At 38.8% G+C, this 15,505-nt stretch carries 16 protein-coding genes; 13 read left to right on the forward strand and 3 right to left on the reverse strand.

Features of this window, described 5'->3' with window-relative positions; genetic code table 11:
• Window positions 1–19: 19 nt before the first annotated feature.
• The 9 genes from sppA (at window position 20) to BQ5321_RS07155 (ending at window position 7,930) form a co-directional block, all read left to right on the forward strand.
• Window positions 20–1,030 carry a signal peptide peptidase SppA gene (gene sppA, locus BQ5321_RS07110; protein WP_071393831.1) on the forward strand — a complete coding sequence of 337 codons (1,011 nt, stop codon included), beginning with the start codon at window positions 20–22 and terminating at the stop codon, window positions 1,028–1,030.
• 137 nt (window positions 1,031–1,167) lie between these two features.
• Window positions 1,168–1,611 (forward strand): RDD family protein, encoded by a 444-nt coding sequence (locus tag BQ5321_RS07115; RefSeq protein WP_071396808.1) that lies wholly within the window; start codon window positions 1,168–1,170, stop codon window positions 1,609–1,611.
• A 91-nt stretch (window positions 1,612–1,702) separates the two neighbouring features.
• Window positions 1,703–2,398: a DUF2953 domain-containing protein gene (locus BQ5321_RS07120; RefSeq protein ID WP_071393832.1), complete on the forward strand. Its 696-nt coding sequence runs from the start codon at window positions 1,703–1,705 to the stop codon at window positions 2,396–2,398.
• An 18-nt stretch (window positions 2,399–2,416) separates the two neighbouring features.
• Window positions 2,417–2,920 carry a GerW family sporulation protein gene (gene ytfJ / locus BQ5321_RS07125; protein ID WP_071393833.1) on the forward strand — a complete coding sequence of 168 codons (504 nt, stop codon included), beginning with the start codon at window positions 2,417–2,419 and terminating at the stop codon, window positions 2,918–2,920.
• Window positions 2,921–3,281: 361 nt separating this feature from the next.
• Entirely contained in the window at window positions 3,282–3,782 is a 501-nt protein-coding gene (tpx, locus tag BQ5321_RS07135) for a thiol peroxidase (protein ID WP_071393835.1), read from the forward strand.
• A gap of 129 nt (window positions 3,783–3,911) precedes the next feature.
• Window positions 3,912–4,898 (forward strand): class I SAM-dependent methyltransferase, encoded by a 987-nt coding sequence (locus BQ5321_RS07140; RefSeq protein WP_071393836.1) that lies wholly within the window; start codon window positions 3,912–3,914, stop codon window positions 4,896–4,898.
• Window positions 4,899–5,134: 236 nt separating this feature from the next.
• Window positions 5,135–6,322 carry an acetate kinase gene (locus BQ5321_RS07145; protein WP_071393837.1) on the forward strand — a complete coding sequence of 396 codons (1,188 nt, stop codon included), beginning with the start codon at window positions 5,135–5,137 and terminating at the stop codon, window positions 6,320–6,322.
• A gap of 260 nt (window positions 6,323–6,582) precedes the next feature.
• Entirely contained in the window at window positions 6,583–7,425 is an 843-nt protein-coding gene (locus BQ5321_RS07150) for an EcsC family protein (RefSeq protein ID WP_071393838.1), read from the forward strand.
• Window positions 7,415–7,930 carry a MogA/MoaB family molybdenum cofactor biosynthesis protein gene (locus tag BQ5321_RS07155; protein ID WP_071393839.1) on the forward strand — a complete coding sequence of 172 codons (516 nt, stop codon included), beginning with the start codon at window positions 7,415–7,417 and terminating at the stop codon, window positions 7,928–7,930. Before BQ5321_RS07150 ends, BQ5321_RS07155 begins: the two co-directional genes overlap by 11 nt.
• A gap of 75 nt (window positions 7,931–8,005) precedes the next feature.
• Here BQ5321_RS07155 and BQ5321_RS07160 read toward each other — a convergent pair whose 3' ends face one another.
• The gene (locus BQ5321_RS07160) at window positions 8,006–8,320 is read right to left on the reverse strand and encodes a hypothetical protein (RefSeq protein ID WP_071393840.1); all 315 of its coding nucleotides are present in this window, start codon (window positions 8,318–8,320) and stop codon (window positions 8,006–8,008) included.
• A 253-nt stretch (window positions 8,321–8,573) separates the two neighbouring features.
• Here BQ5321_RS07160 and BQ5321_RS07165 point away from each other — a divergent pair, with 253 nt between their 5' ends.
• Both BQ5321_RS07165 and argH read left to right on the forward strand, forming a co-directional pair.
• The gene (locus BQ5321_RS07165) at window positions 8,574–9,785 is read left to right on the forward strand and encodes an argininosuccinate synthase (protein WP_071393841.1); all 1,212 of its coding nucleotides are present in this window, start codon (window positions 8,574–8,576) and stop codon (window positions 9,783–9,785) included.
• Window positions 9,782–11,152, forward strand: coding sequence for an argininosuccinate lyase (argH, locus tag BQ5321_RS07170; RefSeq protein ID WP_071393842.1), 1,371 nt, complete (start codon window positions 9,782–9,784; stop codon window positions 11,150–11,152). The genes BQ5321_RS07165 and argH overlap by 4 nt, the downstream gene beginning before the upstream one ends.
• Before the next feature lie 47 nt (window positions 11,153–11,199).
• Here argH and BQ5321_RS07175 read toward each other — a convergent pair whose 3' ends face one another.
• Window positions 11,200–11,652, reverse strand: coding sequence for a universal stress protein (locus BQ5321_RS07175; RefSeq protein WP_071393843.1), 453 nt, complete (start codon window positions 11,650–11,652; stop codon window positions 11,200–11,202).
• A gap of 210 nt (window positions 11,653–11,862) precedes the next feature.
• On the opposite strand from BQ5321_RS07175, the gene ald reads away from it, so the two are divergent.
• Window positions 11,863–12,981, forward strand: coding sequence for an alanine dehydrogenase (gene ald / locus BQ5321_RS07180; protein WP_071393844.1), 1,119 nt, complete (start codon window positions 11,863–11,865; stop codon window positions 12,979–12,981).
• A gap of 46 nt (window positions 12,982–13,027) precedes the next feature.
• Here the strand turns inward: ald and BQ5321_RS07185 are convergent, their stop codons facing one another.
• Complete coding sequence (locus BQ5321_RS07185) at window positions 13,028–14,125, reverse strand: M24 family metallopeptidase (RefSeq protein ID WP_071393845.1); 1,098 nt, start codon at window positions 14,123–14,125, stop codon at window positions 13,028–13,030.
• Window positions 14,126–14,299: 174 nt separating this feature from the next.
• Between BQ5321_RS07185 and BQ5321_RS07190 the strand changes: the two genes are divergently transcribed.
• Window positions 14,300–15,286, forward strand: a complete 987-nt coding sequence (locus BQ5321_RS07190) for a lipoate--protein ligase (protein ID WP_071393846.1) — start codon at window positions 14,300–14,302, stop codon at window positions 15,284–15,286.
• Window positions 15,287–15,505 lie beyond the last annotated feature (219 nt).

The raw sequence follows: 15,505 nt of genomic DNA on the forward strand, positions 1-15,505 counted from the left end.
TTTAAAGGAGGACGAGAAAGTGAATGGAAAACGTTGGGCAGCTTTGGGGATTGCAGCTGCACTATTAATATTTTCGGTTGTCATCAATACATTTACAACGATTTTTAGTAAAGATTTTCAAGCGACAATGGATGAATTTATGAATCCGACAGCAAATCTGGTATCAGAAGAAGTACTTGAGGAAGGCAATCTGATGAAGAAAATTGCGGTGCTGGATGTGAATGGAACCATTCAGGATACAGGGGAGGCATCCTTGTTTGCTCCAGTTGGCTACAATCACCAAACGTTTCTGAAAAACTTAGACCAAGCGAAAGAGGATGATACAGTAAAAGGCATCATCATTCGTGTCAATACACCAGGTGGCGGCGTAGTTGAAAGCGCACAGATTCATGATAAGATTGTAGAAATTCAGAAAGAATCGAAGAAGCCGGTTTATATTTCAATGGGATCTATGGCTGCTTCCGGTGGGTATTACATATCAGCTCCAGCAAATAAAATATATGCCAGTCCGGAAACATTAACAGGCTCTCTTGGGGTAATCATGCAAGGAATCAATTATGCAGGGCTCGCTGAAAAATATGGTGTCAAATTTGAGACAATCAAAAGCGGTGAATTTAAAGACATAATGAGTCCGTCAAGAGAAATGACAGAGGAAGAAAGAGCAATCTTACAGGAAATGATTAATAGCTCCTATAATGGATTTGTAAAAGTCATTTCTGAAGGCAGGGATATTCCAGAAGAACAGGTAAGGCAAATTGCCGACGGTAGAATCTACGATGGTCGTCAAGCAAAAGATTTAAATTTAATTGATGGCTTTGGTTATTTCGAGGATGTCGTCGATGTCATGAAAAAAGATCATAAATTAAAGGATGCACAAGTCATTCGATATACAGAAGAATTAGGATTTGCGTCACTTTTCTCCATGAGTGCCCGTAAGCTAATGGGGCAGGACGATATTGAACTTGCCGGTTTAATGAATTTATTATCACAGCGTAATTCACCACGATTAATGTACTTGTATGCAGAATAGGAGGTGTAAAATTGGACTCTAACCAACAGGATTTTGAAAAAAGACAAAATGATACGGATGAAGGTACACCGTTACATGGAGGGGAATTAGAACAAAGTAGACACCAACTAGAGAATACTGAACAAGGAACAGACGTCATTAATCCACCGGCAGTTGAAAAAGCAGAATATCGCTATGCAGGGTTTTGGATGAGATTCTGGGCGTATTTACTCGACTTAGTCGTTATTGCCAGCGTGAATGGAATTCTCGTCTATCCCATTTTCAGAGCCCTTGACATAAAAATAAGCGATCCAAGTATTTTTGCTCCTGTATCTATCACAACAGCTGTTATTTTCTATGGATACTTTGTCTTGATGACTAAATTCTTTGGTCAGACACTGGGTAAGATGGTGTTTGGATTAAAGGTCATTTCGCTCGAAGCTAAAAAGCTAAGCTGGTCCACAATTATGTTTCGTGAGTGGATCGGACGTTTTATTTCAGGAAGTATTCTGATTCTCTATATCGTGGTTGCTTTTCTACCAAAAAGACAAGGAATTCATGATTTATTTGCAGATACAACGGTGGTTCATGAACGTTCATAAAGGACTAACTAAAGCCTGTCATCTTTAAGATGGCAGGTTTATTTGTGCCTTTTATTGCCAATAATAAAAGCTTGAAAGGTGGTGAACCATATTGAAATGGATCTTGGTCTTTTGTTTAGTAATTCTGCTGCTGTTCATCATCATCATCGTGACAAAGCTAAGAGTAATAATCAGCTATTTTCATGCCCAAGATGATGATTCGTTAAAAATTGAATTTAAAGCGTTATTTGGACTAATCAAATATAAATTAGATATTCCAGTTATCAAAATAGATGACGATTCAGCTGCTATTGTAACAAAAGAAAAATTGAAGTCAGGGAAAGAAGAAAAGACCAAGAAAGAGGGTCATAGAAAAATGACTCCTGATGATCTGATAAAGAGCTATTACGATTTTAAAATGCTATTAGAGCATGTGGTCTCATTACATAAAATCATTCGTCGATTTTTAAAAAAGGTAAAGATTATAGAGTTTGAATGGAATACCTTGCTTGGGACAGGAGATGCGGCCTTGACGGGAATGCTGACTGGCGCTGCCTGGTCAATAAAAGGAGCCATTATTGGTATTATCAGCAGCTATTTCAAGCTGCAGGTAATGCCGCAGATGAACGTTCAACCTCACTTTCAAATGGCGGTTACACAAACCTCATTTAAATGTATGCTTCAATTTAGAATCGGGCATGCTATGGTAGCAGGAATCCAATTGCTTAAATTTTGGAAGGGTGGAAGACCTAAATTTAAATCAAAGCCATTATCCGCCTTAACAAATGATAAAACAAAACCATTCTAGAAGAGGAGGAAGTAAACAATGTCCGATCATCCAATTCAAGGATTAATGACAACCGCAATGGAAAATTTAAAAGAAATGATTGATGTGAATACCATTATTGGGGATCCAGTTGAAACCCCTGATGGCAGCGTCATATTAACCGTTTCAAAGGTTGGCTTCGGCTTTGCAGCCGGCGGTAGTGAATTTAATGTAGACAGCGGAAGTGGAAGCCAAGGCGGTGACAAGCAGAAGATGCCGTTTGGCGGCGGTAGTGGTGGAGGTGTTTCCATTACTCCGATTGCCTTTTTAATTGTTAATGCACATGGGGTGAAAATGGTTCACCTTGATGAAAACACCCATCTATATGAACGGATTTTAGATCTTGCTCCACAGGCTGTAGATAAAATCCAGCAAATGATGTCCAGTAAAGATAATAGCAATCAATCCGGTGATCAAAAACAGCAGAAAAACCAATCTGATGATCAGTCCGGTGGACAGCAATCAAATGAGTATAACGGCCAGAAAAAGGAGCTTGAATTTTAACTTCAATCAGCAAATGCTTTTTGTACCGAAAGCTTCACGACAGGCACAGAAGTCCTCCACACTTCTACAAGTGAGGGGTCAAACCCCGGCTGAATGAAGTTAAGCTTCCGGCGGATGTCACGGATTTTTTTAGGGTAGTTTATCGAGCGAGCTCGATAAAAATCCGGACGCAAATTCGATGAGCGAATTTGATACAAATAAAGGTTAACTTTCTCCAGTGAGAGTTAACCTTTTCTATTGAAAATCTATTTATCGGAATTTTCGCTTGTTTTAGAATTTCAATACATATTTGTTGCAAAAGTCGACGTGAAAAGCTATATTTACAATGTACATATATTGTTATTATAGGAGGAAATATAACATGGCATCAATTACATTTAAAGGAAATCCAGTAACACTACTTGGTAATGAAGTAAAGGTTGGAGATAAAGCACCTAACTTTACGGTGCTTGCAAATAACTTAACGCCTGTTACTTTAGAGGATTCTAAAGGAAGCGTACGTCTAATCAGTGTTGTCCCATCACTTGATACTGGTGTATGTGATGCGCAAACTCGTCGCTTTAACGAAGAAGCAGCAAACCTAGACAATGTCAAAATCCTAACTGTTAGTGTTGACCTTCCATTTGCACAAGCACGTTGGTGTGGGGCTGCTGGTATTGATAAGGTCCAAACACTTTCCGATCATCGTGACCTTTCTTTCGGTGAAGCATTTGGTGTAGCAATCCAAGAATTACGTTTACTAGCACGTGCCGTATTTGTAGTCGATTCAAATGACACAGTTACATATGCAGAATATGTAAGTGAAGCAACGAACCACCCTAACTACGAAGCTGCAATTGAAGCAGCAAAACAAGCAAAATAAATGCAGCAGTTGAAAGAAAGCCAGCTATTGTAAGCTGGCTTTCTATTTGTGTTTTTGGGGTCCTTACTTGTACAACTAAACAAACCCCGCTAAAATAGGAAAAGAGACTAGTAACAGGAGGAAAAAAATGTGAAAACGACTCCGGTTGAAGAATTATTTATGGTTATAAACGATACAGCCGTTCTTTTACAAGAGGAATTGAATGTCAGCTATTTAGAGGCATTAGCTGAAACGGGTGAAAATATATTTCATCAATCCGTATTACAGGATGACTTAAGTGAATTAACGTTAAAGAGACTGAAGAGAATTTATGAAGACTGCCACATCACAAGATATACAAAAGAAGAAATACGTAAATCCTTTCAATTAGCCATTCTAAAAGGGATGAAGGAAAGTGTCCAACCGAACCATCAGATGACACCTGACTCAGTGGGAATGTTTGTTGGATATTTATTACATAAATTTGTCACAAAAGAAGCTTATCGGTTAATGGACCCCGCTGTTGGGACCGGAAATTTATTAACTGCGGCGATGAATCAGGAAATGAATAAAACAATCCAAGGAATCGGTATTGAGATTGACGACCTCCTGATTAAGTTAGCTTATATGAATGCTAATCTGCAGGAGCATCCAATCGAATTTTTCAATCAGGACAGTTTGGAACCTCTATTTGTAGAGTCTGTTGATGCCGTTATCAGCGATTTACCTGTTGGCTATTATCCAAATGACATTAGAGCGGCAGATTATCAATTAAAGGCTGATGAAGGACACTCGTACGCACATCATTTATTCATTGAGCAGAGCATCCGCCATGTGAAGCCAGCAGGCTTTTTATTTTTTATTATTCCGAATGGTCTTTTTGAATCTACACAGGCTAAAAAGCTTCATACGTATTTGCAGGAGACAGTTGATATCCAAGGAATGATTCAATTACCTGAAACAATGTTCAAAAATAAACAATCAGCAAAGAGCATATTAATACTTCAGAAAAAAGATGAATCAGTAAAGCCGCCAAAGCAGGTGCTGTTAGCGAATATGCCATCCTTTTCAAACGGTGATGAAATGGAGAAAATCCTGACTAAAATAGATAGATGGATTACTGAAAACAAAAAGTAATCGATTCTTGTTGGAGTTTGTCGAAATATCAGAAGATAATTACTTTTAGTAGATAGCCAATTTTGTAAAAGTATTCCTTGAATAACTTGTCGGACAATGATTAAATGAGAAATTGGAGATATTAATAATTGAATTGGATAAACTATCGTTGTATGACTTAACTATTGATTTATTCAATGGATTATCCAATTAACATCCGTACTAATGACTTGTTTTATAAAGGAGCGTTTATAAATATGGCTAAAATCATTGCAATTAACGCCGGCAGCTCATCCTTGAAATTTCAGCTATTCGATATGCCGACTGAAGAAGTAATTACAAAAGGATTAATTGAACGCATTGGTTTGAATGATGCGGTTTTCAATATTACGGTGAACGGTGAAAAAATTAAGGAAACAACTGATATTCCTGATCATAACGTTGCTGTTGAACTACTATTAAGTAAATTAACAAACCTTGGAATTATCCAATCTTTAAATGAGATTGAAGGAGTAGGTCACCGTGTTGTTCATGGCGGTGAAGCCTTCGCTGACTCTGTGTTAATTACACCTGAAGTATTGCAGAAAATTGAAGATTTATCAGAGCTTGCACCACTTCATAATCCTGCAAACGTGACAGGAATTAAATCATTCCAAAAGGTACTGCCTAATGTCCCTGCGATTGCCGTCTTTGACACAGCTTTCCATCAAACAATGCCTGAGGATTCATTCCTATACAGTGTACCGTATGAGTATTATAAAGACTTTGGTATTCGTAAGTACGGCTTCCACGGTACATCTCATAAGTATGTTTCAGAGCGTGCGGCTGAAATGCTAGGAAGACCGCTTGATCAACTGCGCTTAATTTCCTGCCACTTAGGTAACGGAGCTAGTATTACAGCCATTCAGGGAGGACACTCCATTGATACTTCTATGGGCTTCACTCCACTTGCTGGTGTAACAATGGGGACACGCTCAGGAGATATTGACCCTGCGCTTATTCCTTATATTATGGAAAAAACAGATCAAACGGCAGACCAAGTATTAGAAGTGTTAAATAAAAAGAGCGGTATGCTGGCATTATCAGGCTTCTCAAGCGACCTTCGTGATATCGAATTACAGGCTGCAGAAGGAAATGAAAGAGCCGAGCTTGCTTTAAATGTATTTGCATCTCGTATTCACGCATATGTAGGAGCCTATGCAGCACGTATGTCAGGTGTAGATGCGATTATCTTTACAGCAGGAATTGGTGAAAATAGTGAAACCATCCGCGCTCGTGTATTAAATGGTCTTGAATTTATGGGCGTATACTGGGACCCTGCATTAAATAATCTGCGTGGAGATGAACGTTTTATCAGCTACCCTCACTCACCAGTAAAAGTAATGGTGATCCCAACGGATGAAGAGGTTATGATTGCAAGAGACGTTGTACGTTTAAGTAAATAATATAAAATAAGAAGTAATCCGTTTCCTACATTTTTCTATGGGAAACGGATTGTTTTTTTTTACTATACTTTATTTCCTCATAATTGTAGGAATGATTCAGTCCTAAGATTTTCCTTATTGATTATGATATACTGATACAAAATAAAGGGTTGTTTTATACTTATGTAAGGTAACAGTTGTTATATATTATTTTGACAGAAGTTCTGCGCTTATTTTTACCCGAAAGCTCCAGCAATTTTGGAATAGAAGGAGGTTTTTGTGTGACACTAACAAATCGTGAAAAACAGGTATATCTAGAAATACGTGAGTGGGAAAATCGTATGTACAGCTATGAGCCGAATGATTTTCAATTGGTTTATGATAGATATATTGAACGGTCTTTCCAGCTCTTACCGGAAAATATAAGAGAGCAATTCTCCTCTTCTCTTGATAATTGGTTATTTCATCTTCATGCATTTATCCAAGGCTCAGAGCTGCAGCTCGATGCGAAGCAAAGAATAATCGAGAGTGGAAGGATTTTTCAGGAGGATATTCAAACCATTGAGGATTTACATTCGCTTACCATTGATCAGCTTCAATACATAGCTGGACAGCATATTGCCCGGCATCGCCTCTATTCGTTTGCTCAAGGCGGTATGGCTGGTACTGGCGGTGTGATTCTGCTCGGTGCAGATATTCCGGGAATGGCCGTTATTAATTTGCGAATTGTCCAGTTGATTGCCATGACCTATGGAATTGAGGTCAATACCCCGTATGAAATGATGACGGCGTTAAAGGTGTTTAATGTAGCCATTCTTCCTTTAAGAATGCAAAGGCAGGGCTGGGAGGAGCTGATGAATGATATCCAGCATGACCATTACTTCTATGAAGGAAAAGAAGAAATCGCCAATCTTGCCTGGGTGGAGCAGCTGTTAAAGCAGGGCTTAAAGGGAATTGCGATTATGGCTTTTCGAAGAAAGCTCATACAAGGTATCCCATTTATCAGCATGGCAATTGGTGCCGGGGTTAATTATCAATTAACTAGAAAAGTAACAGACTTTGCCCACAAATATTATCAGCTTAGATATCTGCTAAAGAAGAAGGAGAATCCAGATGAGTATTGAGGAGCACAAAAAACAAGCTCAAAAGAGCGTTACATGTAAAGTTATTACCGTAAGTGATACTAGAAATAAAGAAACCGACAAAAGCGGAAAATTAATGATAGAGCTGTTAGAGAGTGCTGGGCACACAATAGGGGATTATGTCATTGTCAAGGATGAAAAGGGGCCAATTCGGGAAGCTGTTCTTCAGGGCTGCTTACAGCCTGAAATAGATGTCATTTTGACAAATGGAGGTACGGGCATTGCATTAAGAGATGTGACGATTGAAACGGTTCAGGCATTATTCGATAAAGAAATTACCGGTTTTGGTGAATTATTTCGCATGCTTAGCTATCAGGAGGACATCGGCTCAGCAGCTATTTTGTCCCGTGCTATTGCTGGGGTCATTGGAGAGAGAGCTGTATTTTCAACACCGGGATCTTCAGGAGCTGTAAAACTGGCAATGAATAAACTCATCCTTCCCGAGCTTGGCCATGTCGTACGTGAACTTAAAAAAGATATAAAATAAGGTTAAAGGTGTCAGGCACCACAAAAAGACAAATGTACTCAGATTGTCCGTTTGTGGTGCCTGGCACCTTGTGTATTATTGATGCATTTTTTCTGAGATATTTTGATTGAGCCGGAACCAAAGCCATAAGTCATTAATAATGGAAGCTAATTCAGCAATTTCACTATTCAATTGGCAGGAAATTTGGAAGTCCCCTTCATCATTCAGTTGTTCCTGTTTCCTATTTATGGTCTTTTCAAGGAGGACAATACGATCAGGTATCGCTCCTCGGATATTCTCCCAGTATAGCAATATGGCTTCCTGCACTTCATGTGATAAGTCGTCCCACTCGAGATCAATGATCGGTAGTTCAATCCCTAATCTTTCATTATAAGTAAAATACTCTTTCATTCTTCAATCCTCCTACATGATGTCACCAATCAAACTATCTAATTTATCAAAAGATTCATATAAATATTACCACACTATTGAAGTACTCTCTTTCATTTCTTCTATTCTAATACAAAAATAATTATTTTTATTCAAATTGTAAAATTACTATTGAATTTTTTGAAAAAAGTTGTTAAAGTGTTATTCATAAAGATTGAATAAAAATATAAATTGATGAATATTTATTCGTAATAGATTGAGGAGGAAATGATTCATGGCAAATCCTAAATTAGTTCTAGCATACTCTGGTGGTTTAGATACATCCGTTGCAATTACCTGGTTAAAGGACCAAGGTTATGATGTGGTTGCATGTTGTCTTGATGTTGGTGAAGGAAAAGATTTAGAGTTTATTAAAGACAAAGCTATAAAGGTTGGTGCAGTAGAATCATATGTGATTGATGCAAAGGAAGAATTTGCTCAGGAATATGCGCTGCTATCCTTACAGGCTCATACATTATATGAAGGAAAATATCCACTTGTATCTGCCCTTTCAAGACCGCTTATTTCTAAAAAGCTAGTAGAGGTAGCTGAAGAAGTAGGTGCTGTTGCGATTGCACACGGTTGTACAGGTAAAGGGAATGACCAAGTCCGTTTTGAGGTTTCCATCCAGGCATTAAATCCAGATTTAGAGGTTGTGGCACCTGTTCGTGAGTGGGCATGGTCAAGAGAAGAAGAAATTGAATATGCAAAGCAGAAGAATATTCCGATTCCGATTAATTTAGACAGCCCATTCTCCATTGACCAAAACCTATGGGGAAGAGCAAATGAATGTGGTATACTAGAGGACCCTTGGGCAACACCGCCAAAGGATGCCTATGATTTAACAGCAGAACTTGAGGATACACCTGATACACCTGATATCATTGAAATTGAATTTGTACAGGGGGTTCCAGTCAGCATTGATGGTAAGAAATATGATTCCCTAGCACAGCTAATTTTAGATTTAAATGTAATCGCCGGTAAGCACGGGGTAGGAAGAATCGATCACGTTGAAAACCGTCTTGTTGGTATTAAATCACGTGAAGTATATGAGTGTCCTGCAGCTATGACTCTTATTACAGCACATAAAGAGTTAGAGGATTTAACATTGGTAAAGGAAGTTGCTCATTTCAAACCAATGGTTGAGTTAAAATTAACAGATCTTATTTATGAAGGCTTATGGTTCTCGCCATTAAAGGATGCGTTGGCGGCATTTATTGCTGAAACGCAAAAGTTTGTTACCGGAACGGTAAGGGTGAAGCTATTCAAAGGACATGCTATTGTTGAAGGTAGAAAATCAGAATACTCTCTATATGATGAAAAATTAGCAACATATACTTCTGATGATGCATTTGACCATACTGCTGCGGTAGGATTTATTCAATTATGGGGACTTCCAACAAAGGTTCAAAGCATCGTGCAGAAAAATAAGAAGGTGAAAGCGTGAAAAAGCTTTGGGGAGGCAGATTTACTAAAACAGCAGAAGAATGGGTCGATGAATTTGGTGCCTCCATTTCCTTCGATCAAGAATTAGTCATGGAAGATATTACGGGCAGCATCGCCCATGTTACGATGCTTGCCAAAACAGGTATCTTAACCGATGATGAAGCCCTGCAAATTAAAAAGGGACTTGAGACGCTTAAGGAAAAGGCTGCAAATGATGAATTAGAATTCACTGTAGCCCTTGAGGATATTCATTTGAATTTGGAAAGTAAGCTGACAGAGATGATTGGACCTGTCGGTGGCAAGCTTCACACAGGCCGTAGCCGTAATGACCAGGTGGCTACAGATATGCATTTGTATTTAAGCAAGCAAGTAGCTGATATTATTGGCTTAGTAGCAGAATTGCAGCAGGCATTGCTAGAGCAGGCAGAACAGCATGTGGAAACGATTATGCCGGGATATACCCATCTGCAAAGAGCACAGCCTATTTCATTTGCTCATCATTTAATGGCTTATTTCTGGATGTTTGAGCGTGATAAGCAACGATTATCAGAAAGCTTAAAAAGAATTAACATATCGCCGCTTGGTGCTGGGGCGTTGGCAGGTACAACCTTTCCGATTGACCGTCATTACAGTGCAGAGCTACTAGGCTTTGAGGGAATCTATGAAAATAGTATGGATGCTGTTAGTGACCGGGATTTCATTCTTGAGTTTCTCTCAACAAGCTCAATTTTAATGATGCATCTTTCACGCTTTAGTGAAGAAATAATTCTATGGTCGAGCCAGGAGTTTAGGTTTATCGATTTGGATGATAGCTTTTCAACCGGAAGCAGCATTATGCCGCAGAAGAAAAATCCGGATATGGCGGAATTAATTCGTGGTAAAACAGGACGTGTTTATGGAAATCTCTTCGGTCTCTTGACAGTGTTAAAGGGCTTGCCGCTTGCGTATAACAAGGATATGCAAGAGGATAAAGAAGGCATGTTTGACACAGTTAAAACGGTTACAGGCTCTTTAAAGATTTTTGCAGGCATGATTCGTACAATGAAGGTCAATACAGGAAATATGGTTCAAGCTACGAAACAGGACTTCTCGAATGCAACAGAGCTGGCAGATTATTTATCAAGCAAAGGAATGCCTTTTAGGGAAGCGCATGAAGTAGTAGGAAAACTTGTCCTCCAATGTGTTGAAAAAGGCTGTTACTTAAGTGATCTATCAATGGAGGAATTTAAAAGCTCCAGTCAGCTATTTGAAAACGATATTTATGAAGTTCTAGCACCAGAAACAGCTGTTGCCCGCAGAAACAGTGCAGGTGGCACGGGCTTTGAGCAGATTAAGGTTGCGCTTGAAAAGGCAAAAAACTGTTTATAAATGAATGAAAAACCACGCTGTATTGAACAACAGCGTGGTTTTGCTTTTTATACCTCTCCAGTTTCACTGCGTACAACCAACACGTCACAGCGAGCATGGCGAGTGATATGTTCAGAAACACTTCCAATTAAGAAACGCTCAACAGCATTTAAGCCTGTCGCACCACACATGATAAGGTCAATTTCATACTTTTTCGCAATATCCTTTGGGATTTTTACTTTAGGTGAGCCGTAATCAATAATATACTCTACGTCTTTGACACCTGCTTCAATGGCTTCCTTTTTGTAGTTCTCCATTAATTCTTTTGCAAAGAGCTCAGCTCTTTCGGCAATTGTGCGGTCATATGCCTCAACTGTAGCAAAAGTCCGCGTATCAATAATATGTGCAATGACAATTTTTGATTCATTTCTTTTTGCAACAGCGATTGCTTTTTTAAATGCCCATTCAGCCTCTTTAGATCCGTCAACTGCGACAAGGATTTTTTTATACGTTAGTGCCATAATATAATCCCTCCTTATACTTTAATTATACAATATAAAGAACATGTATTTGTAAAAACATTTAGAAAAATATATGAATAAATACATTCTTTTAAAATGGACAGAGTAAATTGTAGAAGTGTTGTTATTTAGTATGCTCAAACAGGAAGACAATTTAACTCACAAGATATAAATATTAAAGGAATTAATTAGGAGGTTTAACAAACTATTATGCGTATAGGTGTTCCGAAGGAAATAAAAAACAATGAAAGCCGTGTGGCGATGACACCGGCTGGAGTCGTCAATCTAACTAAAGAGGGCCATGAAGTATATATTGAAACCGGGGCAGGTCTTGGCTCTGCCTTCAGTGATGAAGAATATATAGAAGCTGGAGCGTCCATTGTATCAACAGCAAAAGAAGCCTGGTCAATGGATATGGTGATGAAGGTAAAGGAGCCTTTGCCAAGTGAGTACACTTATTTCAGAGAGGGCTTGATATTATTTACATATTTACATTTGGCCCCGGAACCTGAATTAACAAGAGCTCTGCTAGAAAACAAGGTGGTAGGGATTGCCTATGAAACGGTTCAGCTGCCAAATAGGAGTCTGCCTCTATTAACACCGATGAGTGAGGTGGCAGGAAGAATGGCGGCACAGGTAGGGGCCCAATTTCTTGAAAAAATTTATGGCGGTAAAGGAATCCTTCTTTCCGGTGTGCCTGGTGTGAAGCGAGGAAATGTGACGGTTATTGGCGGCGGTGTCGCCGGTACGAATGCGGCTAAAATTGCTATAGGACTTGGTGCTAAGGTGACGATACTCGATGTGAATCCAGAGCGTTTACGGCAGCTGGATGATATTTTCGGTTCGCAAATTTCGACTCTTATCTCTAACCCATTTAATATCGCTGAAGCAGTTAAGGAATCTGATCTTGTGATAGGTGCTGTTCTAATTCCTGGAGCCAAAGCACCAACATTAGTGTCGGAAGAAATGATCAAATCAATGAGTCCTGGTTCCGTTATTGTCGATATTGCAATCGATCAGGGCGGTATTTTTGAAACTACCGACCGCATTACAACACATGATAATCCAACCTATGTGAAGCACGGAGTGGTGCATTATGCCGTTGCTAATATGCCAGGTGCGGTTCCACGTACTTCAACGATTGCCTTGACAAATGTAACTGTTCCGTATGCTGTACAAATTGCCAACAAAGGCTATAAACAAGCCTGTCTTGACAACGAAGCATTATTAAAAGGAATGAACACATTAAATGGCTATGTTACCTATGAAGAAGTGGCAAAAAGCTTAAACCTAGATTATTTAGATGTTAAAGCAGTGCTTAACATGTAAGATAAGAAAGAGCTGTCCCCTAGTGGGACAGCTCTTTTGAATGGATTTATTTAATTGTTTGCAGTTCCTTAGGGAATTTCGTCAATATTTCTACTCCGTTCGCTGTCACAAATACATCATCTTCAATTCGGACACCTGCAATATTTGGTACATAAATACCTGGTTCAATCGTATAAACCATTCCGGCTTCAAGCATTAATGAATTCGTTTCGGTAACAGAAGGGTATTCATGAACGCCTATACCTAAGCCATGACCGAGCCGATGCGGGAAATATTCCCCATACCCAGCATTACGGATAATGTTTCTGGCTGTAGTATCGACTTCCGAACAGGCTACACCTGGTTTACTCGCTTCAATCGCTGCAAGTTGTGCTTTGAGGACCGTATCATATATCTCATGCTGTTGATCTGTGATATCACCGTAAGCTACTGTTCTTGTGATATCAGAGCAGTAGCCGTCAACAACGACACCTAAATCAAATAGGACCAAATCTCCTTTTTTAATTTTCGTTAAGCCAGGAGTACCATGGGGCGAAGCTCCATTTGCTCCTGTCAGTACCATGGTCGCAAAGGACATCTGGGTAATCCCTTTCTTTTTTAGTTCGTATTCGATGACCGCTAAAATATCTAATTCCGTTTTACCCTCTTTAATTTCAGAGCAGCCTACTTCAATAGCATAATCTGCTAATGCACAGGCCTCACGGATTATGGTGATTTCTTTCTCATCTTTAATCATTCGTAGCTTACGAAGATTCTCCTCAGCAGATACAAAGGCTGCTTCAGGGAAGAGAGAGGAAAGTGCTTCATATCGCTCCACATTCATATGCTCTTTTTCAACAGCAAGCTTTGTGATTTTTTGCTTGCGTTTTTCAATCGCTTGTCGAGCCAATTCCCAAGGGTTCTCGACGTCACTGTATCCAATAATGTCATAGCTCCATCCCGAAGCTTTAGCATCTTCCTTTTCCATCCCGGGACAAATTAAAAACGGCTCTTCCTCTTGGAACAGAACTAAAGCAAGGACTCGCTCGTGTGGGTCACTGTAAAAACCGCTTAAATAAAAAACATTCTCAGTAGAAGTAATAATTGAAATATCCACTTCATTTTGATTCATCCATTTAGACATGTTTGTTAATCTGTGATTCATAAGGATGCCTCCATTCATCATGCTATGTAGTTTCTGTGCAAATTCTGAATAAACTTGAATTTTTCTTATTATTTTTCTTATGTTACGATTATTATTGTATCCCTTTATGTTCGACAAGAAAAGGGACGATAATGTGAATGGCTTTGTCTATTTTTTATAAAGGAGTGTCAAACGATGTTGTTCATAGATAATAAAGGTATTACCGATCCGAGAATTAATTTGGCAATTGAAGAGTATGCGTTAAAGAATCTTGATATTAATGAAACCTATCTTTTATTTTACATAAATAAACCATCTATTATTATCGGGAAAAACCAAAATACAATAGAGGAAATTAATACTGATTTTGTTGAGGAAAATGGTATAACGGTTGTCAGGAGACTATCAGGCGGTGGAGCTGTTTATCATGATTTAGGCAATCTGAATTTTAGCTTTATAACGAAGGATGATGGAGAAAGCTTTCATAACTTTAGCAAGTTTACCGAGCCGGTTGTCAATGCTTTAAGAAAGCTTGGCGTTAATGCAGAGCTGAGCGGGCGAAATGATCTCGTAGTCGATGGTCGAAAGATTTCCGGTAATGCCCAGTTTTCGACAAGAGGGAGAATGTTCAGTCATGGTACACTCATGCTTGACTCTGAAATTGATAACGTGGTTTCCGCTTTAAAGGTGAAGAAGGATAAGATTGAATCAAAAGGGATCAAGTCTATACGCAGCCGTGTGGCCAATATTGCTGAGTTTTTATCAGAAAAAATCACAATGGAAGAGTTCCGCCAATTATTATTATCCCATATTTTTGAGGCATCAGAGGTTCCTGAATATGTCTTAACAGAAGAGGATTGGGAAAAGATTCATCAGCTCTCAAATGAGAGATATCAAACATGGGAATGGAATTACGGAAAATCGCCTAAATTTAATCTCCAGCATTCCCAGCGCTTCCCTGTCGGAAGCATTGATGTGAGACTTGAAGTAAATAAGGGTGTAATTGAGAATTGTAAGGTCTATGGAGATTTCTTTGGTGTTGGTGATGTTCAAGAAATTGAAGCCATCATAAAAGATGTGAAATATGAAAAGGACGCCTTAGAAAAGGCGCTAGAGAATATTGATATTAAGCATTATTTTGGTAATATCACAAAGGAAGATTTTTTACAATTATTGTATTAGACGGCTTCAAGAGGCAGGCAATAGGGTCTGCTTCTTTTTTCTTATCTTTTAAATAGAAAGAATAATGCAATATATCAGATTTGCGTGTAATATAAAGCTAGAGGTCTATTTCATTTCAAAGGAGGTTTTACAGTCTAGTAGGTCTAATGAGAATAAGGGCAGATATCAGGGGTGTCGTGGTAACAGGTGTGGGAGAAAAAGCTTATGTTAAGCTATTGT

This window comes from Bacillus tuaregi (assembly GCF_900104575.1).
Classification (GTDB): domain Bacteria; phylum Bacillota; class Bacilli; order Bacillales; family Cytobacillaceae; genus Bacillus_BD; species Bacillus_BD tuaregi.